Here is a 22,232-nt window from a genome sequence, read left to right on the forward strand (position 1 = left end):
TCATGAATATTGCTGAGTATTCCATTCGCCACAAAGTCATCAGCTGGATGTTTGTGTTGCTGCTACTCGTGGGTGGCGGCGTCAGTTTTACGGGCCTTGGGCAATTAGAATTTCCCGAATTTACCATTAAAGAAGCCCTAGTGATCACCGCTTACCCGGGCGCATCCCCCGAGCAAGTCGAAGAGGAGGTGACCCTGCCCCTCGAAGATGCATTACAGCAGCTCGATGCGGTTAAGCACGTGACCTCAATCAACAGTGCAGGCCTGTCGCAGATCCAAATTGAGATTAAAGAAACCTACGACAAAACCAGCCTGCCACAGGTGTGGGATGAAGTGCGCCGTAAGGTTAACGATACCGCAGGACAACTGCCCCCCGGCAGCACCTCGCCCAAGGTCTATGACGACTTTGGCGACGTCTATGGGATTTTGTTTAACCTCTCAGGCCCGGATTACAGCAACCGCGAATTAACCAACTATGCCGACTATTTGCGCCGCGAATTAGTGCTAGTGCCAGGGGTGAAAAAAGTCTCAGTCGCGGGCAGTGTAACCGAGCAAGTGGTGATTGAAATATCACAGCAAAAACTCTCGGCACTGGGGCTAGATCAAAACTATATCTACGGTCTTATCAACAACCAAAACGTAGTATCCAACGCCGGGAGTTTAGTCGTTGGCGATAATCGCATTCGTATCCACCCTACGGGTGAATTCAGCAGTGTGCAGGATCTGGCGCGTCTGATTGTCAGCCCACCGGGTAGCACCGAACTCATTTATTTAGGGGATATTGCCAATATTGAGAAAGATTACGACGAGACCCCGAGTGTGCTCTATCACAACCGTGGCGAGACAGCTTTATCACTGGGGATTTCCTTCTCAAGCGGCGTTAACGTGGTTGAAGTGGGTAAAAGCGTTAGCCAGCGCCTTTCCGAGCTAGAATCACAGCGGCCGATTGGGATGAACCTAGACACGGTTTATAACCAGAGTCTGGCGGTAGATGACACAGTTAATGGCTTTTTAATCAACCTATTAGAATCGATTGCCATCGTTATTGCCGTGCTATTGCTGTTTATGGGCTTACGCTCTGGCTTACTGATGGGATTAATCCTGCTGCTGACCATTCTCGGCACTTTTATCGTGATGAAAGTACTGGGCATTGAGCTGCAACTCATCTCCCTCGGCGCCCTGATCATCGCGCTTGGTATGCTGGTCGATAACGCCATTGTGGTGACGGAAGGTATTCTGATTGGCCTGCGCCGGGGTAAGACTCGCCTCGAAGCCGCAAAACAAATTGTGTCGCAAACCCAGTGGCCGCTACTTGGCGCCACAGTGATCGCGATTATCGCCTTTGCGCCGATTGGTTTATCACAAAATGCCGCCGGTGAGTTTTGTCGCTCCCTGTTCCAAGTGTTAATGATCTCTTTATTTATCAGTTGGATTACTGCGATCACCCTGACACCTTTCTTCTGCCACTTGCTCTTTAAAGATGCACCAGCAGACGATGAAGAACAGGACCCATACAAGGGCTGGTTCTTTAGCTTATACCGCGCGAGTTTAACCTTTGCCCTGCGTTTTAGGCTCACCAGTATTCTCTTGGTCGGTGCCATGCTCGTTACTGCGGTAATTGGCTTTGGGCATATCAAAAATGTGTTCTTCCCAGCGTCAAATACGCCAATCTTCTTTGTGGATATTTGGATGCCTGAAGGCACGGATATCAAAGGCACAGAACGCTTTACCGCCGATATTGAGCAGATGCTACTCAAGCAAGCCGAGGAACAACACAGCGGCCTAAAACACTTAACCACAGTGATTGGCCAAGGTGCGCAGCGTTTCGTCCTGCCCTATCAACCCGAGAAAGGCTACCCCGCCTTTGCCCAGTTGATCATCGAGATGGAGGATTTAGCGTCGCTCAAAGTCTATATGTCTGAGTTAGAAGGACAGTTAAATAAACGATTCCCGCAGGCGCAATATCGATTCAAGAATATGGAAAACGGCCCGTCTCCCGCCGCGAAGATTGAGGCTCGTTTCTACGGTGATGACCCCGAAGTGCTGCGTGCATTAGGCGCGCAGGCCGAAGCGATTTTCCATGCAGAACCAACGATGGACGGTGTTCGCCATGACTGGCGCAATCAAGTGCCGCTGATCCGCCCGCAGCTGCAAAATGCTCAGGCGAGGGAAACCGGGATCAGTAAGCAAGATCTGGATAACGCACTGCTCATCAACTTTAGCGGCAAACAGATTGGCCTGTACCGTGAAACCAGCCATTTGCTGCCTATCGTTGCCCGTGCGCCCGCCGAAGAGCGCTTACAGGCCGACAGCCTGTGGAAACTGCAAATTTGGAGTACCGAGCACAACACCTTCGTGCCAGCCACCCAAGTGGTGAGCCAGTTCGAAACCCAGTGGGAAAACCCGTTGGTGAAGCGTCGCGACCGGATGCGGATGTTAGCGGTTCTGGCCGATCCAAAGCTTGGCAGCGATGAGACAGCCGATTCTGTGCTGCGTAAAGTGAAGGATAAGGTTGAAGCCATCAGTCTTCCCGCTGGTTACCACCTCGAATGGGGCGGCGAGTATGAGACTGCAGGCGAAGCCCAAACCGCGGTATTTAGCTCGATTCCTATGGGTTACTTGGCGATGTTTTTAATCACAGTGTTCCTGTTTAACTCTGTGCGTCAGCCCTTAGTGATTTGGTTTACCGTGCCACTGGCCTTGATTGGTGTCTCGGCGGGATTATTGATTTTCGATGCCCCCTTTAGCTTTATGGCGCTGCTAGGCCTGCTGAGCCTCTCGGGCATGGTGATTAAAAACGGCATTGTGTTGGTTGATCAAATCAACCTCGAGCTCGGTGAAGGTAAACCCGCCTATGCCGCCCTTGTCGATTCGAGTGTGAGTCGTGTGCGCCCCGTATTAATGGCGGCGATCACTACTATGCTCGGGATGATCCCGCTGATCCCCGACGCCTTTTTCGGCTCGATGGCGATCACTATCATCTTTGGTTTAGGTTTTGCCTCATTACTGACCCTGATAGTGCTGCCAGTGATGTACAGTTTGGCCTTTAACATCAAACCGAATGCAGTGGCGAGCACCAACTAGCACGTCACTCTCCCTAAACGCTTCCCGGCGTGGCCGATCGATGTAGTATTGCTCATCGATTGGCCCTTTCCTTCTCTTGATTATCCACTTAAGCCGAATACAAAAACGCCTAGATTTCAGCTTGGTTAGCATAAAATCTAGGCGCGGTAAGAGTGAATGACTATCGAGCCCGGCGTTAATTGACGACCTTTTTCACGACTTTCTTAGCATCGACACCCTCTTTCTTATCGTGCTTGTCGTGTTCGTGCTTATCTTGCTTTAGCGCATCGGAGGCTTTGTCGGATAGCTTATCGTCGGGTTTAATATCATCGACCTTATCACTGACCGAATCCGTCACTTTATCCTTAGCATCCCCAACGGCATCCTTGGCATCTTTCGCCGTACGCTCGGCGGCTTTCTCGGGAGTACAGCGACCACTCACGCCAGTAGTAGCCTTGACCGCGGCATTCTTGGCAACTTTTTCAGGGTCGCAATTTGGATCTAAAGGCCCTGCCACGGCGCTATAGGTGATCAGCGAGCAAGTTACGACAGACAACAATCCCGAGATCAGCTTTAACTTAGTTAAGTGCATATTCAACCTCCATGAATAATATGTTCGAGGTTTACTATAGTACGCCCCTAAATCGAAGCAAAGGTGAGGCAAGTGATCCACCGCAGACTATTGCGACAAAGCCCAAATAAAAACAAGCTCCCAGAGGGTTACCCATGGGAGCTTGCAGAATAATGCCTGAGTACAGCTTAGCTGTCGGGATATGTAACTAAGGTTTTGGATCTTTTGGCTGAGCGTCTTTAGGCTCATTCGCTTTCGCATCAAGGTCTTGGTCGATCAATTGATGACTCTCGGGGCGTTTATCGCTCGGATCAGCCTTATGCTCAAAGTCCCCTTCATACACATTGCCGTCGGAGTGAGTATGTTGCTCAAAGGGGGATTGGCCAAATGGATTCGACTGTGAGCCTGAATGAGGTCCAAATGGACCCGTACCAAAACCGCCGCGCATTCCGCCCTGTAAACCAGACACCACGCGCAGCTGCATACGCTTAAACACTAAGGCGGCAATCGGGCGGCGCGTTAAGGGTGTGAGTAATAATAGGCCAATAAAATCAGTCACAAAGCCAGGGATAACCAGCAATACACCCGCCATGGCTAACATCATGCCTTCGACAATTTCCTGCCCTGGCGCCTCGCCTCGCGTGAGTTTTTGCTGCACTTGCATCAGCGTGCTCAGCCCTTGGCTACGCACGAGGGACACACCCAACACGGCGGTAAATAACACCAGACCAATAGTGGTCCAAGTGCCGAGCACCTCGCCCACGCGAATTAACACTGACAGTTCGATAACTGGGATCAGCACAAATAATAAAAACAGGATTAAAAACATACCGACCTCAGATTTATCTCGCTTACTTGAAAACTAAATGGGGGCTATCCGGTCTTAATTCAAGTCTCTTGGCTGGCGCTGTCGGTAAGGGAGTGAAACTTCTGATATTTAGCTCACTCTTTTATTACCCGGTTAATGTATGAGACCATAAAAACACGTAAAGTAGCTTAGCCTAATAGGCTTAAGCGAAGTTTAAGATTGTTAAGGGACGATACCTCACACCATGCAAGCTCAATATCTTGTGGTCAGCACCAGTTGCCCAGATGAAGTTCAAGCAAAGCGCATTGCACGTGCCTTAGTGGAAGCGCGCATCGCCGCCTGTGTACATATTTCGGCGCCGATCCGCTCCATTTATGCATGGGAAGGAAAAATCTGTGAGGAGCAAGAAATTAGCTTACACATTAAATGTTTACAAAGCCGCTATGCCGAGTTAGAACAGCTTGTGCTTCAACTCCACCCTTATCAAGTGCCTGAAATTATTGCCGTACCCGTGACTCACGGGCTACCAGCCTACTTAGATTGGATAAAAGATAACACTCAGCCATGAAAAAACTACTTAGCCTTGTTTTCACCGCGTTACTGCTCTTTACGCCTCTCACCCTAAGTGGCAACGCCTTCGCCAATAGCTTTGGTTTTCTAAAAAGCGAACCCGAGTTAATGCCTGTCGATCAAGCCTTTGCCTTCGATTTTAAGCAAGAAGGTAATAAGGTCACCCTCAATTGGGTCATTGCCGACGGCTACTATATGTATCGGGATAAGCTCAAATTTAGCGTCAATGGCGCCGAACTTGGCACCATCGACCTGCCAAAGGGTAAGCCCCACAACGACGAATATTTCGGTGAGCAAGAGGTTTACTACACCTATATCGATATTCCCGTTGGCCTGAAACAAGCCGATGATAACGGCACCTTAACCGTGACCTTTATGGGCTGCGCCGAGGGTAAACTCTGTTATCCACCGACCAAGCGGGACGTGACCCTAAAGGCTGTCGCGGCCAATGATGGGAATATTGCAACTGGCGCAGACAGCAACGAAACGACTGAACCTGCCGCCTCTGCTGACGCTAAGCAAACTAGCAGCGCCCCAAGCCAACCTATTACTCAGCAGGACAGCCTAAGCCAGATGCTGTCTAACGACAGTTTACTCTGGACCTTAGTGATCTTCTTCGGCCTAGGGATTGGTCTGGCGCTCACGCCTTGCGTCTTCCCTATGTACCCTATCCTATCGGGCATTATTGTAGGCCAAGGGCAAAAACTATCAACCGCTAAGGCCTTCACCCTGTCGATGGCCTATGTGCAAGGTATGGCGATCACCTACTCGATTTTAGGTCTAGTGGTTGCCTCTGCGGGGATGAAATACCAAGCGGCGCTACAGCATCCCGCCGTGCTGATCTTTTTAGCTATCCTGTTCTTTGTACTCAGTTTATCCATGTTTGGCTTGTACGATCTCAAACTGCCTTCTAGTTGGCAGGAGAAGATGAACTCAATTTCCAACAATCAAAAGGGCGGCAATTTAGTTGGCGTGTTTTTGATGGGGGTGATCTCAGGATTAGTGGCCTCACCTTGCACAACGGCCCCGCTCTCAGGCGCCTTAGTCTATGTGGCACAAACCGGCGATTTATTACAAGGTTTCCTCGCGCTCTACGTACTGAGTATGGGTATGGGTGTGCCGCTACTCATCATTGGTACCTCGGGTGGTAAGTTACTGCCACGCGCTGGCGCTTGGATGAACATCATTAAAACCGTGTTCGGTTTCCTCCTGATTGCGGTATCGATTGTGATGCTTGGCCGCATTTGGACTGGTGTGGTTTCCGATGTGCTCTGGTCACTCTGGGGCATTAGCTTCACCGGTTACCTGATGCACCAAAACAAACTCAGCGCCTTCAACTGGAAACAAACCGTGCGCTCAGTGCTACTGACACTCACGCTGTTGGCCAGTTTCTCCTACGGTTTCCAAGCTGTCATGGGCCAGTTTGGCTTTACCCATACGTCAATGGGCACAGTGGCGACAACCGAGCAGGAGCACGGCTTTAAACGCATTAAATCTATTGAAGATTTAGACCGTGAAATCGCCGCAGCAACAGCGGCGGGCAAACCTGTGATGCTGGATCTTTATGCCGATTGGTGTGTGGCCTGTAAAGAGTTTGAGGCCATCACCTTTAAGGACGCCGAAGTATTAGCACGGATGAACAAGATAGTGTTATTGCAGGCCGACGTGACTAAGAGCGATGCCATAGATGTCGCACTGCTAGAGAAATACAACGTGCTGGGCCTACCTACACTGCTGATGTTTAACGAGCAAGGTGAGCAGAGGGAAGATCTAAGAGTGACTGGCTTTATGGGACCGAAGGAATTTGCCGCCCATTTAGATCACTTAGTGAAATAATCTCAGCTAAAACGCCAATTTATCACTGCGCCGTTTTAGCGTAAAACCAATAAAAAGCGGACTTTTTTCATTAAAAGTCCGCTTTTTTATCACGCTGTCATCGATTTCTTATACAATCCCTGTTTAACGTGGACTTTTTAGATTGGAGCATTATGGAACCGGCTATTCTTATCATTACACTTATTTGCGGCATGCTGGTTAGCCGCATAGGGCTGCCTCCCCTGATCGGCTACTTAGTGGCAGGCTTTGTACTCTTTGTTTTTGGTATTGAGAAAGAAAGCCTGCCGCTGCTGCAAGAACTCGCTAATCTCGGTGTCACCTTATTATTGTTTGCCATTGGTCTTAAACTCGATATTCGTAGCCTCTTTAAGGCCGAAGTGTGGGCGGGCTCGAGCATACATTTAGTGCTCTCCATGGTGCTGTTTATTCCCATCCTCAAAATCCTCGGCCTGATTGGCTTAAGCCAGCTCGACGGTTTGAGCGTGGCACAGCTGTCATTAATCGCCTTTGCGCTCAGCTTCTCCAGTACGGTATTCGCGATTAAGGTATTGGAAGATAAAGGCGATGTGCAGTCCCTCTATGGCCGTGTCGCCATTGGTATCCTGATTATGCAGGATATTTTTGCCGTCGTTTTCTTAACTATTTCTAAGGGCGCAATTCCGTCTGTCTGGGCGCTGGCATTATTGCTGTTGCCTCTGGCAAAACCGCTAATTTACAAAGCCTTCGACCGTGTCGGTCACGGCGAACTCTTAGTGCTATTTGGATTAGTGATGGCGCTGGTTGTCGGCGCTTGGTTATTTGAATCCGTCGGCCTCAAACCGGATCTCGGCGCGCTGATCATCGGGATTTTACTCGCGGGGCATAAAAAGGCCTCTGAGCTGGCCAAATCCTTGTTCTACTTTAAAGAACTCTTCCTTGTCGCCTTCTTCTTAACCATTGGCCTCAACGGCTTACCCACAGTATCTGATGTAGTACTCGCGGCCTTATTAGTGCTATTAGTGCCGTTAAAAATCCTGTTATTCGTCTACTTACTGACACGATTCAAGCTGCGTTCACGCACCTCTATGCTGGCCTCATTCAACTTAGGTAACTTCTCTGAGTTCGGCCTTATCGTGGCCGCCGTTGCCACCAGCAAAGGTTGGCTACCACCACAATGGCTGGTGATTATCGCGGTCGCCTTAAGTTTCAGCTTCTTATTTGCGGCGCCACTCAACGCTACCGTGGGCAATATTTATCAACGTTTCCAACAACGTCTGATTCGACTCGAGAAGCCCCCGTTGCACCCCGAAGACCGACCGATTGCCATTGGTAATCCCCGCTTCTTGATCTTAGGTATGGGCCGCATTGGTAGCGGAGCCTACGATGAACTGCGCGCGCGTTTCGATGGTGAAATCCTCGGGATTGAACACAAGCAGGAACTGGTGGATTTACACCGTGCCAATGGCCGCAACGTAGTGCAAGGTGACGCCGCGGATACCGACTTTTGGGAGAAGCTCGACAGAGCGCCAAATCTTGAGTTAGTGCTACTGGCCATGCCGCACCATGCGGGTAATCTGTTCGCCGTTGAACAGCTTAAGAAGCTGAACTATCAAGGTAAACTCAGCGCCATCGTACAATATGGCGATGATGCCGCCTCACTGAGAACCTCTGGCGTACACAGCGTGTATAACTTGTACGAAGCGGCGGGTGCGGGTTTTGTCGACCATGTGATCCATGAATTATTACCCGATTCAGAAACCCGCGCAGAGGCCGAAGCCAATGCCGACAAGTCACCAATCAACGCTAACGCGACCTCTGGTTCGGTCTAATCTAGCCTTGAATAAAAATCATCTTATTTAGGCTGATGTTGGCTCAGGAAATCAAACCTCCTGAGCCGACTTATCTTTCCCCTCAAAATGTTAAAAACAATCAAAATCAAATAATTGCGGTAATGCACTACACAGAACTAATCGGTTGCTTGTTCTGTATCGATTTTCCCTAACGAGACTATCGTCTATACCCTACAAAATCTCAGTTACAAGGCCGAGTTAGTCGTGATATAAATCGAAGACAAGAACGCAATTTAGCTCAGCTTTTTTGGAAGTCTTCTCAGCATGTCGAACCCTGCGCAGCGCGCCACTAAGTTATTTGTCCAAACCTTTGGCACTAAAGCCGATGATTTATACCAAGCCCCAGGTCGGGTTAATTTGATCGGTGAATATACGGATTACAACGACGGCTTCGTGTTGCCCGCCGCCATTAATTTTCATACTGTGATTGCCGTTAAGCGCCGAGAGGACAATAAGTTTCGCGCCGTTGCCGACGCCTTTCCGGGACAAATCAAGGAATGGAGCTTCGGTAAAGACACCGAAATCAATCCCGAAGATGGTTGGGTCAATTATCTCAAAGGCCTGACAGTAGCCATGGCCAACACTGGGCTTATCGCCAAAGGGTTAGACTTAGCGGTTGTCGGCGATGTGCCATTAGCTGCGGGTCTGTCTTCCTCTGGCGCCTTAGTCGTCGCTTTTGGCACCGCCATCAGCGACAGCAGCCAACTGCATTTATCTCCTATGGCGGTAGCACAACTCGCTCAGCGCGGTGAATATCGCTATGTATCATCGGCTTGCAGCATTATGGACCATATGATCTGCGCCATGGGCGAACCGGATCATGCCTTGCTCATCGATTGTCTAGATTTGGATAGCGAGCCTATTGCGATCCCTGAAAACCTCAGCCTGATCATTATCGATGCCCATATCGAGAAACAACGTCTGGCGGCGATAAATCAACAACGCCGTGAAGAATGCGCACAGGCTGCCGACTTTTTTGGCCTCGATGCCCTGCGTCACCTCGACCTGCGCCAACTCGAAAGTGCTAAAGATCAATTGGATGACACCCTGTATCGCCGTGCCAAACACGTCGTCACCGAAAACAAACGCACTCAGAGTGCTGCTCGGGCGCTAGAGCAAAATAATCTATCTAAATTCAGTTTGTTAATGGCACAGTCCCATCAATCCCTGCGGGATGATTTTGAGGTGACACTGCCCGAATTTGACACTTTGGTGGACATAGTCGGCCAAGTGATTGGAGAGCGTGGCGGCATTCGCATGACCGACGGTTGTGTTGTCGCCCTAGTGGATCACGAACTCACCGATGCCGTAGTCTCGGCGGTCGAGCATGCATTTTATGAGCAGACTGGAATCGATGCCACTGTGTATCTCTGCTCGGCGAGCGCGGGCGCGGGTCGCATCGACAGCTAGTCCGTCAATCACGCTCAATCCATTCTTCCAGACAAATACCATACGAATTCAACCTTGAATCCTATGGTATTTGTTGTTTTTAAGAGGCAAAATCAAGCGGTTAAATCACATTAGAGGGAAACTAAATGGTGCGTTTCAGTGTACTCGATCCTTGGACCGATCCCCGCGGCGGTGAAATCGAACGTGTGCGGATAGACAATGGCATCATCGCCTTAGAAGTGCTCAGCTTAGGTGGCATTATTCGCTCACTTTGGACGCCCGATAAACAGGGCCAACGCGCCAATATCGTGCTTGGCTGCGACAGTGCCGAAGACTATCTAACCCAAAACGCCCACCTTGGCGCTATCGCAGGGCGCTTTGCCAACCGAATTGCGATGGGCAAGATGCAATATCAAGGGCATGAATATCAACTGGATATCAATCAGGCCAGCAACTGCTTGCACGGCGGCCGCGAAGGTTTTAATCGAAAAAACTGGCACTTAGGCCAACTTCCCGACGGTGTGCGTTTATCGTTAGTCAGCCCTGATGGCGACATGGGGTTCCCCGGCAATTGCACTGTCCAGTTAGACTATCGCCTCGCAGCCAATAATCTCTATGTGGAAATCCTCGCCTCGGTGGATAAACCTTGCCCCGTCAGTCTGACGCAGCATTCCTACTTCAACCTCGACGGCCTGCCGAATAATCATCAACATCGGATGCAAATCGATGCGACGCGCTACCTCACCATGAATGAGGTGGGCGTGCCTACGGGAATTGCCGAGGTCAAAAACAGTATTTTCGATTTAACTCAAGGCGTTACTCTTGGGGACAAACTCCAAGATCCGGCGCTGGCCAGCACCCAAGGTTATGATCATTGTTATCTCTTGGACAATCCCGATGGCGCGCTGCGCCGCTTTGGCTGCCTATCGAGCCCCGTCAGTGGTCGCGCCATGACAGTCTTTACCAATCAGCCCGGCGTGCAGCTCTACTGCGCGAACTTTTTAGCGGGAACCCTAGGGCGAAACCAACAAAGTTTGAATGCCTATCAGGGCGTGTGTATTGAACCGCAAAAATTACCTGACTCGCCTAATCAACCCCTACTGGGTGATGACGCTTGGTTAGTACCGGGGAAAATCTACCATCATATCAGCCGCTATCAATTTGATATTGAAGGCTAAAATGAATGCGTTTTGGGATAGGTTTTTCGAATAAAGGAAGGAAAAGCTGGTAAGGAATAAAGTGATTTATTCCTTACCTTAACCAAATTTGCCCTAGGCAAACTCAGTGTTAATCGTCGAAATCATCGCCCCAATCTTCATCAAAATCGGCGCCAATGGCATCGGTTTCAATTTCAGGCTCAACTTCAGCTTTAGCCTTACGGACTGGGCCTGAATCTTTGACATTGTTCAGGTCGATACGAGCTTGATGCTTGCCCATAAATTGAGCTCGAGCTGCTTTCCATGCGCCGCTAAACTTAGCTTCAGCCGCTTTTACCGCTGCATCATCTAAGTCATGTAGGTTCACTTTTACGATGTCTTCTACATACTCAACAATAGCATCACGTTCGGTATTGTAGAGGTAGATTCGTCCAGGGGAAGCCTCTGGCAGCTGGTTGTCATGGACGACAATCGCGGTGCCCTTCGATGTTCTCAGCTCACCATACCAAACCTGTTTCTTTGCTGTGTTATACATATATGCCAATACCCTTAAATCAACACATACACTATGAGTTTTTTAGTCTGAATAAGCGAAGCGTCGCTTGCTTTGATCCACGAATCGCGCCGGAAAGTCTCTGACGTTTTCAACTGGGTATTTTTACAGAATATTTCCGATAATCAATGCCTCATACCATGAAATTTTCACTTATTACGCATTAATTTCGGCCAAAGTCTCTAAAAAATTTTGTCATTAACGACTTTAGTCTAAAAAAACATCACAGCAAGTTTTAATTCGGCAGCCCGCCTCCATCAAAGGATTGAGGCGAGTGCGTTTACACAGATGTAGCCAGGTAGGATCACAAGGTTAATACGACTTTGCCTCTATGTTCTCCCGACTGCATCAGCGCATGGGCCTTGGCCGCCTCGGCCAGTGGAAAGGTGGCACAGATATGCGGCACGATTTGCTGACTATCGAGCAAAGGCCAAACCTGCTCACTTAATTGCTTGGCGATTTCGGCTTTTGCCGCAACGCTCTGCGGTCTTAAGGTTGATCCCGTCCACACAATACGTTTGGCCATCAACTGCAGAATGTTCACCTCTGCCTTACCGCTACGTTGGGTCGACACTGACACCATGCGGCCATCTAGCGCTAATGCTTGAAGATTCAAGTTGATAAAGTCGCCACCAGCAATATCAAACACCACATTGACGCCCTTGCCTTGGGTAAAGGCCATGACTTCTTCCACGAAGTTCTGGGTGTTGTAGTTCACCACTAGATGGGCGCCTAATCCGGCGCAATAGTCGCGCTTAGCATCCTGCCCCGTGGTCGCAATCACGGTCGCACCAAGATGCTTAGCGAGGGAAATCGCCGTGCTGCCAATGCCACCCGAGCCACCGTGGATCAACACGGTTTCACCCGCCTTGAGTCCCGCGCGCATAAAGAGGTTGCCCCACACAGTGAAAAAGGTTTCGGGCAGCGCCGCCGCTTGCACCTCAGAAAAGCCCTGTGGAATAGGTAAACAATGCTCAGCATAGGTTAAGGTGTACTCACCGTAGCCACCGCCGGGCACTAAAGCACAAACCTTATCTCCTAACTGCCATTGAGTCACGCCGTCGCCCAAGGCGCAGATCTCCCCCGCGACTTCCAGCCCAATAATCGGCGATGCCCCAGGTGGTGGTGGATACATTCCCATCCTTTGTTTGATATCGGGTCCATTCACCCCGGCTGCGCGGTTACGAATCAAGACTTGGCCAGCACTCGGTACGGGCAATGGCGAGCGTGTCAGCTGCATCACCTCAGGCTCGCCGGGCTGCTCAAGATAAATATGCGTGTAATCATGGGGTAATTCGGACATAACGTGCTCCTAGGAGAATACAGAGTACTGCCGCTAACAAGGCAGTCTTCATTGCTCGTTAGCAGCCATTTAAGGCATAGCTGGATATGGGGATAAATCGATAATCATAGCGACGATAGGGCTAGACTATCCCAAGTTCAAACACTAAAACAGACATGACTCTCAAAGCTTTTCCAACGCTTGTGCTCTAGCCTTGGCCTTAGCTTCGTAATCATTCGTAAAGGATTTAGCCAGTTCAATGCTGTGCTGATAGAGCGCAAGGGCACGCTCTGGCTCAACGCTGCCACCTTCGCCCGCATCGAGTAGGCTCGCAAGCTGAAAATAGGCACGACCCAACACGTCCCGCTGTATACCTTGTTTATCACCCTGCGAAACCACTTTTTCGAGCCAGAGGCGGGCATTGTGCGCATCGCGCATGGCGGGTTTTAACAGAATATCCGCATACTCGGCGGCGACATAGAGATCGCGCTCGGCGGCAATCTGCCAAAACTCTTGGCTTTGTTCAAAATCCTCGAGCAAATAATAGTAATCACTGGCCGCGCTATGGGCTAAGGCTGGATCAGCCTGCACGCTCATACGATAGTGAGTTAACGCTGCCGTTGCATCATGGTAGGGCGACCAAGGCAATGCTTGGTACAGCGCCATCATACTCATGGCCTCGGGAACACCTTGATTAACCAACTGATTTAACTGCTCCCAAGCGCTGTCTTGGACGCTTTTCGCCTCGGCCGTATTCGGTTTGCCTTGCAGTATGGTCTCAAATGGCTGACGAATCAGTTCCAACTTGGCCTCGACATCCCCAAGCCTTGCCGCGCGTTGTAGCCAATAACGGCTCTGCTCAACCTCGCCCGCATAGGCTGCCTGTGATTGCATCCACTGAATCGCAATCAAGTCATCGCCCTCGGCCGCCTCTCGGTAGTATTTGCGCGCTTTTTCTTCATCCTTCGCCAGCGCATGACCAGCCCAATAGATATGTGCTAACAATCGCTTATCTTCGGCCTTGCTGCTCTTACTTAAGGTATTGAGCATAGATTCAGGCTTGCCATAGGCATACAGATGAACATCCCCGCGCGGATAACGATACTCAGTGCCATCGGGATAATGAACCGAGATATGCTCAGGCTGACGCCACACATTCACTTGATAATCTGGCAGAATTTCGGGATTAAACTGCACCCGCAGCACTGGCTGTTTATCAAAACGCACCATTTGTGTCGCCGCGCTTGACCATAAACGGCTGCTCGATTGCAGATTACTCTTAAGCTTTACCTCAAAGGGGCTGTCGGTCTTGGGGCTGTAAATCACCACAGGGTAATACACGGGATTGAGACTAAGCGGCAACGCCGCTACCAGATTGGTATCTTCTTCGCTGCCAGCAAGCACGGGCTCGATAGTCAGCTCCTGACTCAAATAAAAGCCATCATGGGGCGAGGCTTTGGTCGCTGGTTCGCTCGATGTTAATAGCGGTGACGTATGTAAATAGTCATCTTTTAATGACTTAACCTTTTGCCAGATGGGATGACTTGGCTGCAGGGTAAGGTCGAGGACTAAATCCTCTAATTGCCAATCGCAATCTCCACCCCCTTGCAGGGCTAACGTCAGGTTAAAAGGTTTGGCATTGTCGGTCGTATCAATGGCCTGTCGCAGAACCGAACTCTTATTCAGCGTGGCGCGATAGGGGTTGGCAATATCACCATTTGGGAAACGAATTTCTTTGCGCGTACACACAGATGAAGTGTAATAACCAACTAATTCTAGCTGGGTGTGGGCGGGTAAGGTTCCCGTAAACTCGAAGCGTTGCGCAGTCTTTGGCGGCTTAGTTTGGTCGACGGGTAACTCCTGTAGCCACAGGTTATCCCACCAGCCCGCCCAAGCTGGCGCAGAGTTCAGCAGGCTCAAACTCAAGATGAGGCCCAGGGTCAGGCCCTGCCCGAGCACCGCTACTTTAGGAACCAACCTCATAATGCCAGTTCTCCATTGCTGATGAGATACCATCGCCCTTGCTTTAATGTCTCTACATCGGTTTTCACCAATGGAACCACCCTTGTTATTTTAGGCATAACACCCGTGTGAGCTTAGCTCAGTGCCGCCAATGTCTTGGTCGCCTCACTAAAACGTGGGCGACTGGCGAAGTCGGCCTGCATACATTGCGCTTTTAACTGCAGCAGCAATGCGTGCAGCCCCTCGTCCTCCAAGCGATTAGCGAAGGGCAACAAATCATCAATCAAACAACCTAGAGCCCGCACCTCTATGGCCTCCATCGCCTCTCGCTCGGATTGGGATAGCTTGGCCAAGTTTGAAGCAGCGCCAAAGTCACCGAACAATAGCGCCATCTGCCGATTAATCATCATATTGTGCGCATACACATCCCCATGGCTGATTTGCTGGGCGTGCATATGCGCAAGAGTCTCGGCCAACTGCAAGGCTATCTTAACTATGTCCTTAAGGCTGAATTCGCTGCCCGCCTTAAAAGTATCGCGGGTGCAGGTTTCTAGGGAGGGCGGTAAGCCTAAGTTAGAAAATCCTTGGGGGATTAACGCCATCACTAGCCCTAGTTGATCCTTCTGGCTGATATGCGCTAAGACCTTGATGAGATTTGGATGCTCGCCCGTGGTTAAACAACAATCCAATTCATCGGCAGGGTAACCGTCACTGGTCACCTCGCCCTTAAATAGCTTAACCGCGATCTGCTCAGTCCCCGTGGCGGCAACCATCGCAGAATTTAACCAACGCCCCTGATAAATAATACCCGAGGCGCCCTCACCCAATTTGTCACCGAGGGCGATATCCGCTAATGACACATTGGGCACACTAGCCACATCGGCATGGGGGTCGACTAGCGTATGGCTAAAGGGATTGCCCGCAAACGCCAGCCAAGTGAGTTTAGGCAGCTTAAGCAACCAATTCGGCAGCGCGGCTAAAGCATTTGCCGACAAACGCACTAGCTCTAGGTTATGGCATTGGGCCATGGATGCTGGCAGCGAGGTTAACCGATTGCCCGCTAAGGCTAATTTTTGCAGGCGATACAATTGCCCCATACGTTCGGGCAAGGCGGTTATTTGGTTATCCGTTAAGATCAACCAGCGGGTATGCAAGGGCAATGACGCCTCAGGAACCGAACGAATTTGATTCGCCTTAAAGCCAATCATCTCCAGTTTGGGGCACTGACTTAACACTTCGGGCAGCACTTCAAAGCGGTTATTGGAAGCAAACAAGATCTTCAAATGAGTTAAGCGATGTAAATCTTCAGGCAGTGAACTGAGCTGGTTATTGGATAAGTCGAGGATCTCAAGGGTATCGGCTAAATCGAAGATCTCCTGCGGGAACTCGGTTAAATTTTCAACCAACTGTAAACGGGTAACCCCTTGTAATTGTCCCGCTTTTAACTGCGCTAACGTCTGCACTCTCTCATCCACTGCAATAAAAAACCGCCGCTATCTTAGCGTATTTAGCGCCAAAGCTAAACGTAACCAATGCGGTCAAATTTTAAGCAAAGCTATTCACAAATGCGAAAACAGATTAGCATGTGCCAAATCATGGAATACCAAGTCATCACAGATTACAGGACAATCATGCGGAAAACCTTTCGCCAACCCCATGCCTTAGCTGCGCTCGTGGTCGCCATTTTGATGGGCCAGCTAAGCGGCTGCGCAACCACGTCGGCGCAAACGTCGCCTACGGAATATGCGGCTACCATGCCTGACGCCCAGAGCAATAGTGAAGAGACAGCACAACCTCAGCATGTTGAAACGGAAGTTATCGACGAGCGTTACGCCGATGTGTGGGAAAAAATTCAACACGCCCGCACCATTGATGTGCATGACGATGCCGAAGTCCGCAAGCAGCGTAACTTTTTCGATGATAAGCAAAAGTTTATGACTCAGGTGACCCAGCGCGCCGAGCCATTTTTATACTATATTGTCAGCCAACTCGAAGCCCGCAACATGCCGCTCGAACTGGCACTCCTGCCGATTGTTGAGAGTGGTTATAACCCGCTCGCTCAGGCAAATGGCCCCGCCGGACTCTGGCAAATGATCCCTGCCACGGGACGTAATTTTGGCCTGACCATCAACTCGGCCTACGATGGCCGTAAAGATGCGCTGGCCTCGACCGATGCCGTACTCGACTATTTACAGCACTTGCACGACACCTTAGGTAACGACTGGATAAATGCCGTTGCGGGTTATAACAGTGGCGAGCTAGTGATCAAAGCCGCTATCGATAGAAACAAAGCTAAAGGCAAACCCACGGATTTCTGGTCGCTGAATATTCCTGCTCGCCAAGTGCAAACCGTACCTAAATGGCTGGCCTTTATTCAAATTATCCGCGCACCTAGCCATTACAATCTCAAAGTAATGCCGATTGCCAACCGCCCATTTTTGGAGCGTTTACCTGCACCTAACGGCGTTGAACTCAGCCAAATCGCCAATGCCGCGGGACTCACTAAGGCGGAGTTTAAAACCTATAACCCAGGTTATCGCCAAAGCGTGATCCCAAGTAAGGGCAAATACCAAATCGCCCTGCCGATTGAAAACATCGGCCAATATCAAGAGAATCAGCACCAGTTGTCCGCGCAAAAACGTTACGACAGCCAAAGTTACATTGTGAAATCCGGCGATAGCCTGGGCACAATTGCAGCGAAATTTGATATCTCAGTCAAAGAGTTAAAGCAGGCAAACAACCTCAGCTCCGATAGAATTAAAATCGGTCAAGAGTTAACCCTGTTAACGCCGATGATAAGCGAAGATAACGCCTCGAGCGAGACACCAAAACAGAGCAAAGCTCAAACAACGTCTCAATCGGCTAAGGCTAAAACCAGCAGTAAAACCGCTGACAAGCCCGCCGCGAAAGCCAGCACTTATAAGGTAAAGTCCGGTGACTCGTTAGATAAAATCGCGCGCAAAAACAAAGTGAAGCTCGCGGATTTAATGAAGTGGAACCAACTCAATGCCAAGAGCATTATTAAGCCTGGCCAAGAGCTAAAACTGTCGGAATAAAGACGGTCAAGACGAAAAAGCACTACCAAGGTAGTGCTTTTTTATTGCCCTAATCTATTTAGCGATTAAAGCTTAACGAGGTTATAGCCAAAGCTGGTTGAAGCGTCCTTGTTCAGCACCATAGTGACATTATCTTCGTTATTAAAATCCATCATCTCTGATGCATAAACCACTGTCTTAGTGCCATTTTCTACCGCAATCACCTTGATAGAATACTCACCTTTTGGCACTACTAACGACTGCGGCGCAGTAGGGTTAACCGCACTGATCTTATAGGCTGCGGTTTCAATGGTGTCGTTCGCCTTTAAGAAGTACAGCGTCAGGTTACTCTTGTCGGCAAAACTGACGATATCAAACTTAAAGCTGTAGGGACTCGGCGTTTGCGTTTGCTTCATCTCCATCGCCTTCACTTGGCTACCTTCTTCGGTAGCTTGTTCGTAGATAAAGATGGTTTTGATCTCGTCCTGATTAAGGGTAATCAGGACATTATCGAGCAGTTTAGCTTGGCTAGTATGGTCAAACACGCTCACGCCAAAGTCATTAAACTCAGCGCCTTGATACGCCGTCACGCCAAAGGGAGCCACATTGCTAAATAAGGCTTCTTGCTTGTTGCTCACGACTTTGACATCGACATTATGTTCAGCCAAGCCATTGAATACCCTAAAATCGACACTGCTTTCGAGGGCTACATGGTTACGCACATTGGTGGTCGAATCCACGCTATCTAAGCTGATTTTGGCATCCGAAGCGCCAAAACTTTCCCGTAAAATCAACTTATAGGGCACCTTAGTCTTAAAGTTAATGCTCGCCGTGGTATAGCTCACGTTGGTGGTTCCCGCGGGAGCGAGGTAAACCTTGTAATCCCCAGTGTCCAAAATCTGCGGTGTCGAAACTTCACCGTAGGCGACACTGCCTAGCATCACAGCATCAGCAAAGCTTTGATCGGCTTTGGCAATATAGGCATCGTAGGCCGGCGCATCCATCGCCGTATGGGCGATCAATAATTGCATTTTGCTCTTGTCCGCTTCGGCATTTTGCTTATCTAACTCAGTGCGGGAGTAATTGATATTCAGCAGCGATGGCGAGGCAAAATCCCCATGTAAGACGAAGAAGTGATCCGTTGCGGTTTTTAAATCGATATCCTCTTTATAGAGCGAAATATCTTTGTTCGACGCATCCTTACCCATTACCTCAACGGCACTCACACCGGGTGTCGACGTGAACCTTGGCATGGCATCGGCGTAATTCACACTCTCATAGGTTTTATCGCCAATCTTCAGTGCAGTTGCCGTGCTCCCCACAGAGGCATTGTAAAATTGCACATAGGTATCGGTCTTCGAGGTGTCCTCGTCTTTGTTGTTATCGGAGCCACCACAAGCGGTCACGCCCAAACAGGCGAAGGTTAAAACCGCGAATCCTTTTAGTTTATTGTTGAGCATCGTATCCCTCATTAGCAGACAAAAAATTCAGTTCAGTCTACGCAGTTATACAATGACAACAACGGCAATTTCCACTTAAAACTTAAACAAATATTTCACAAACTCAAACACTTAACAAACATTTCAGCAACGACATCAAAGTTGATACAAATCACATTTTTAGCAGGGTTTTTTGATACAAATTGCCAAGGCACCATTGCAGCTCACCTCCATCGCATCGGCTGGCGAGAGTCGCATTTAGGCGAAAATCCCCAAAAGAAGTTGTCCTACACCTCGCATTGATCATCGACATGTTAATTACACAAATCGGTATTGCAGATGCTAAAACCGACTCAATAAAAAAGCCCCCGTGATACTGAGATGACGGGGGCTGATTGGTTGTAAGCGGTTAATGAACCAGTGAAGCCCTACTCAATTCCACTGAGATCAACATTCCATGGCATCAGATCCGACATATCATCGGCGATTGAACGCTTTGGCAACTCCGTGAACAGGTGCCGGAAGTAATAATAGGGGTTGATGTCATTCGCCCGACACGTCATGACCAAGCTATACAGATTGGCACTGGCTTTCGCACCACCGACTGACGTTGAGAACATCCAGTTTTTTCGCCCCGTCGTGAACGGCCGGATATCCCGCTCTGTCACATTGTTGTCGATGCTGATATGTCCATCTTCCAGGTAGGTCAGCAGCTTAGGCCACTGATTCTTGGTGTAGGTGATGGCCTGGCCTAATGCTCCTTTGGGCAGCACATTCAGGCTATCGAGCCACGCTTTGAAGTCATTCAATATGGGGAGGCTTTCTTGCATCCTCAGCTGTTGGCGGGCTTCGGCCGACAGCGTTTTGGCTCGCTTTTCTATCCCATACAGTTTGGCGATAAAGGCCAGGGCCTTTTCGGGTTTCCCTGCCTTTTTCGAAGGGGATGCCTTTTGAGCATCGGTGAACTTGCGGCGCACATGCGCCATGCACGCGGCTTGAGTGACACCGTCTACCGTGTCATACGCACTGTAACCATCTGACAACAGATAACCATGGTAATCACCAAGGAATTCGCGCACACAAGCGCCTGCTCGGCTGGGGTGATAGTCGTAGATGACGACGGGATTGGGGGTGAACTCGCCGCTGCGATAAACCCACATATAGGATTTGGACTGGGCCTGTCTGTCTTCTTCTCTGAGCACTTGCACCGTGGTTTCATCGGCGCAGATGAGGGATTCTTTTAGGAGCTGCGCTTTCATTGCATCGATAATGACCTGCACTTTACTGCCAAGCTGCACACACCAGTTGGCCAAGGTGGCGCGACTAATATCTATACCCGAGCGGTTCAGGATATCTACCTGACGGTAGAGCGGCAGTGCATCGACGTATTTGGCGGTGACCACGGCGGCGAAGGCCTCGGCACTGCCAAGGCTTTTAGGGAGCATACTCGCCGGTTTTGGAGCTGTGACCACTTTGCTGGTTTCGGCTGTTTGCTCGCAGTGGCGACAAGCATATTTGGTGCGCTCATGGCGAATGACACTCACTCGCTGAGGTAGGATTTTCAGGGTTTCGCTGATTTCCTTACCGCATTCATGTAAAGGCGCATCACAGCAGTCGCAATACGGCGCATTTAAGGTATGGGTTTGCACCTCGCGTTCAAGGTCAGCAGGCAGCGGTTTACGACCCGTTTTTCTGCGCTCTTTAGGTGAGGAAGGCAACGCGTTTTGCTGTTCAGCTTCGTTGAACGTTCCTTTGGCGACTTTTTCGCTTTGGGCAGCGAAGCGTTTGGATTTGCTGAGGTTGAGCTGCTCAACGAGCAATTGCACCTGCGTTTTGAGGGCGGCGACTTCCTCCTCTTTGGCCTGCAACAATGCATCCTTGGCAAGAAGCATGGCCTTGAGTTGTTCTATATCATCGGGGTAGTCGGTCACTGGGCATCATCTACAGCATTGTATGGTGCCCAGTGTGACGGTTAAAAAGGATCGTTCAAGTGCAAAATTACGATCAGTGTCTAGCATCACACTTCTAGCCCATTTAAAGGCCGATGGGCTTTGTTGTTCTCGAGTGACAGCCCAGAGAGCAACCAGTGAAGTTGCGGTTTGCTAATGACAATCACGCCCTGGGAATTCGGGCGAGGCCATTTGAAGGTACCGTTCTCCAAACGGCGATAGTAAAGCCAAAACCCGTTGGTATCCCAAAACAAGATTTTGAGTTTATCGCGTCCGCGATTACAGAATATAAACCAGGCCTCGCTGAACGGGTCCATGTCGAGTTGTTCGGCGACAATGAGCGACAGACCATCGATAGACTTTCGCATGTCGGTGACACCGGAGACCAGAAAGACCTTGCCGGAGGGAGTCATTGCAAGGCATCCACCCAGTGTTTGATCTGAGCGGTACTCAGTGTTGTTGGTAATTCAGCGCGAATACCATTGGCAAAAGTAATGATCACCGACTCAGCCTTCGTCTCTTCATATTCATTGAAAATAATAGGCTGAAGTGTTTGCGTTGCGTCAGGAGAACGCAATCGCTTAGACCAATAGTAGAAGGTTTGATAACTGATGCCGCTGTCTGCACAGAATTGCTTGATGGAAAGCGTGCTTTGTTTTTGTTGCTCAACAACTGTTGCCCAATGGGCGCGCTTTTGCTCTTGGTTCATAGTGCCTCCGATGAAAAAGGCACTATGTCAAAGTATTGGTATTATTGGTATGTGGGGTTTATTAACCGCTTACGATTGGTT

The 22,232-nt window shown here is 49.7% G+C and carries 17 protein-coding genes; 7 read left to right on the plus strand and 10 right to left on the minus strand.

Annotated features, from left to right (window positions below):
* Positions 1–2: 2 nt before the first annotated feature.
* Positions 3–3,083, plus strand: coding sequence for an efflux RND transporter permease subunit (locus N7386_RS18475; RefSeq protein WP_088210106.1), 3,081 nt, complete (start codon positions 3–5; stop codon positions 3,081–3,083).
* Positions 3,084–3,258: 175 nt separating this feature from the next.
* Here N7386_RS18475 and N7386_RS18480 read toward each other — a convergent pair whose 3' ends face one another.
* Positions 3,259–3,654 (minus strand): hypothetical protein, encoded by a 396-nt coding sequence (locus tag N7386_RS18480; RefSeq protein ID WP_279770275.1) that lies wholly within the window; start codon positions 3,652–3,654, stop codon positions 3,259–3,261.
* Positions 3,655–3,841: 187 nt separating this feature from the next.
* The gene (locus tag N7386_RS18485; protein WP_088210104.1) at positions 3,842–4,462 is read right to left on the minus strand and encodes an FxsA family protein; all 621 of its coding nucleotides are present in this window, start codon (positions 4,460–4,462) and stop codon (positions 3,842–3,844) included.
* A 223-nt stretch (positions 4,463–4,685) separates the two neighbouring features.
* On the opposite strand from N7386_RS18485, the gene cutA reads away from it, so the two are divergent.
* The 5 genes from cutA (at position 4,686) to N7386_RS18510 (ending at position 11,243) form a co-directional block, all read left to right on the plus strand.
* Positions 4,686–5,009 carry a divalent-cation tolerance protein CutA gene (gene cutA / locus N7386_RS18490; protein ID WP_088210103.1) on the plus strand — a complete coding sequence of 108 codons (324 nt, stop codon included), beginning with the start codon at positions 4,686–4,688 and terminating at the stop codon, positions 5,007–5,009.
* Positions 5,006–6,847 (plus strand): protein-disulfide reductase DsbD, encoded by a 1,842-nt coding sequence (locus N7386_RS18495; protein ID WP_279770282.1) that lies wholly within the window; start codon positions 5,006–5,008, stop codon positions 6,845–6,847. The genes cutA and N7386_RS18495 overlap by 4 nt, the downstream gene beginning before the upstream one ends.
* Before the next feature lie 152 nt (positions 6,848–6,999).
* The gene (locus N7386_RS18500) at positions 7,000–8,655 is read left to right on the plus strand and encodes a cation:proton antiporter family protein (protein ID WP_086902167.1); all 1,656 of its coding nucleotides are present in this window, start codon (positions 7,000–7,002) and stop codon (positions 8,653–8,655) included.
* Positions 8,656–8,940: 285 nt separating this feature from the next.
* The gene (galK, locus tag N7386_RS18505) at positions 8,941–10,086 is read left to right on the plus strand and encodes a galactokinase (RefSeq protein ID WP_011625059.1); all 1,146 of its coding nucleotides are present in this window, start codon (positions 8,941–8,943) and stop codon (positions 10,084–10,086) included.
* A 125-nt stretch (positions 10,087–10,211) separates the two neighbouring features.
* The gene (locus N7386_RS18510; protein ID WP_279770286.1) at positions 10,212–11,243 is read left to right on the plus strand and encodes a galactose mutarotase; all 1,032 of its coding nucleotides are present in this window, start codon (positions 10,212–10,214) and stop codon (positions 11,241–11,243) included.
* Positions 11,244–11,352: 109 nt separating this feature from the next.
* Here the strand turns inward: N7386_RS18510 and N7386_RS18515 are convergent, their stop codons facing one another.
* The 4 genes from N7386_RS18515 to N7386_RS18530 all read right to left on the minus strand — a co-directional run bounded on the left by N7386_RS18515 (position 11,353) and on the right by N7386_RS18530 (position 16,482).
* On the minus strand, positions 11,353–11,757 hold the full coding sequence (locus N7386_RS18515) for a hypothetical protein (protein WP_011718360.1): 405 nt from the start codon (positions 11,755–11,757) through the stop codon (positions 11,353–11,355).
* A 322-nt stretch (positions 11,758–12,079) separates the two neighbouring features.
* Positions 12,080–13,078 (minus strand): NAD(P)H-quinone oxidoreductase, encoded by a 999-nt coding sequence (locus tag N7386_RS18520; RefSeq protein ID WP_279770288.1) that lies wholly within the window; start codon positions 13,076–13,078, stop codon positions 12,080–12,082.
* Between the two features lie 162 nt (positions 13,079–13,240).
* Positions 13,241–15,040, minus strand: coding sequence for a sel1 repeat family protein (locus N7386_RS18525; protein WP_279770290.1), 1,800 nt, complete (start codon positions 15,038–15,040; stop codon positions 13,241–13,243).
* 113 nt (positions 15,041–15,153) lie between these two features.
* Positions 15,154–16,482, minus strand: a complete 1,329-nt coding sequence (locus tag N7386_RS18530; protein WP_126511961.1) for a leucine-rich repeat-containing protein kinase family protein — start codon at positions 16,480–16,482, stop codon at positions 15,154–15,156.
* Between the two features lie 168 nt (positions 16,483–16,650).
* Between N7386_RS18530 and N7386_RS18535 the strand changes: the two genes are divergently transcribed.
* Positions 16,651–18,075, plus strand: a complete 1,425-nt coding sequence (locus N7386_RS18535) for a LysM peptidoglycan-binding domain-containing protein (protein ID WP_126511960.1) — start codon at positions 16,651–16,653, stop codon at positions 18,073–18,075.
* Positions 18,076–18,140: 65 nt separating this feature from the next.
* Here N7386_RS18535 and N7386_RS18540 read toward each other — a convergent pair whose 3' ends face one another.
* From N7386_RS18540 to N7386_RS18555, 4 genes are all read right to left on the minus strand, one after another.
* Complete coding sequence (locus tag N7386_RS18540; RefSeq protein ID WP_126511959.1) at positions 18,141–19,514, minus strand: DUF4397 domain-containing protein; 1,374 nt, start codon at positions 19,512–19,514, stop codon at positions 18,141–18,143.
* 407 nt (positions 19,515–19,921) lie between these two features.
* Positions 19,922–21,424: an IS66 family transposase gene (locus N7386_RS18545; protein ID WP_088585867.1), complete on the minus strand. Its 1,503-nt coding sequence runs from the start codon at positions 21,422–21,424 to the stop codon at positions 19,922–19,924.
* A gap of 86 nt (positions 21,425–21,510) precedes the next feature.
* The gene (tnpB, locus tag N7386_RS18550; RefSeq protein ID WP_088585868.1) at positions 21,511–21,855 is read right to left on the minus strand and encodes an IS66 family insertion sequence element accessory protein TnpB; all 345 of its coding nucleotides are present in this window, start codon (positions 21,853–21,855) and stop codon (positions 21,511–21,513) included.
* Entirely contained in the window at positions 21,852–22,151 is a 300-nt protein-coding gene (locus N7386_RS18555; protein WP_088585869.1) for a hypothetical protein, read from the minus strand. Before N7386_RS18555 ends, tnpB begins: the two co-directional genes overlap by 4 nt.
* Between the last annotated feature and the right edge of the window lie 81 nt (positions 22,152–22,232).

It is taken from the genome of Shewanella sp. GD04112, assembly GCF_029835735.1.
In the GTDB taxonomy this organism is placed as follows: domain Bacteria; phylum Pseudomonadota; class Gammaproteobacteria; order Enterobacterales; family Shewanellaceae; genus Shewanella.

Excerpts from the sequence above, each read along its gene's own strand:
- N7386_RS18475 (WP_088210106.1), top strand. The coding sequence starts at position 3 with ATGAATATTGCTGAGTATTCCATTCGCCACAAAGTCATCAGCTGGATG.
- N7386_RS18480 (WP_279770275.1), bottom strand. The coding sequence starts at position 3,654 with ATGCACTTAACTAAGTTAAAGCTGATCTCGGGATTGTTGTCTGTCGTA.
- N7386_RS18485 (WP_088210104.1), bottom strand. The coding sequence starts at position 4,462 with ATGTTTTTAATCCTGTTTTTATTATTTGTGCTGATCCCAGTTATCGAA.
- cutA (WP_088210103.1), top strand. The coding sequence starts at position 4,686 with ATGCAAGCTCAATATCTTGTGGTCAGCACCAGTTGCCCAGATGAAGTT.
- N7386_RS18495 (WP_279770282.1), top strand. The coding sequence starts at position 5,006 with ATGAAAAAACTACTTAGCCTTGTTTTCACCGCGTTACTGCTCTTTACG.
- N7386_RS18500 (WP_086902167.1), top strand. The coding sequence starts at position 7,000 with ATGGAACCGGCTATTCTTATCATTACACTTATTTGCGGCATGCTGGTT.
- galK (WP_011625059.1), top strand. The coding sequence starts at position 8,941 with ATGTCGAACCCTGCGCAGCGCGCCACTAAGTTATTTGTCCAAACCTTT.
- N7386_RS18510 (WP_279770286.1), top strand. The coding sequence starts at position 10,212 with ATGGTGCGTTTCAGTGTACTCGATCCTTGGACCGATCCCCGCGGCGGT.
- N7386_RS18515 (WP_011718360.1), bottom strand. The coding sequence starts at position 11,757 with ATGTATAACACAGCAAAGAAACAGGTTTGGTATGGTGAGCTGAGAACA.
- N7386_RS18520 (WP_279770288.1), bottom strand. The coding sequence starts at position 13,078 with ATGTCCGAATTACCCCATGATTACACGCATATTTATCTTGAGCAGCCC.
- N7386_RS18525 (WP_279770290.1), bottom strand. The coding sequence starts at position 15,040 with ATGAGGTTGGTTCCTAAAGTAGCGGTGCTCGGGCAGGGCCTGACCCTG.
- N7386_RS18535 (WP_126511960.1), top strand. The coding sequence starts at position 16,651 with ATGCGGAAAACCTTTCGCCAACCCCATGCCTTAGCTGCGCTCGTGGTC.
- N7386_RS18540 (WP_126511959.1), bottom strand. The coding sequence starts at position 19,514 with ATGCTCAACAATAAACTAAAAGGATTCGCGGTTTTAACCTTCGCCTGT.
- tnpB (WP_088585868.1), bottom strand. The coding sequence starts at position 21,855 with ATGACTCCCTCCGGCAAGGTCTTTCTGGTCTCCGGTGTCACCGACATG.
- N7386_RS18555 (WP_088585869.1), bottom strand. The coding sequence starts at position 22,151 with ATGAACCAAGAGCAAAAGCGCGCCCATTGGGCAACAGTTGTTGAGCAA.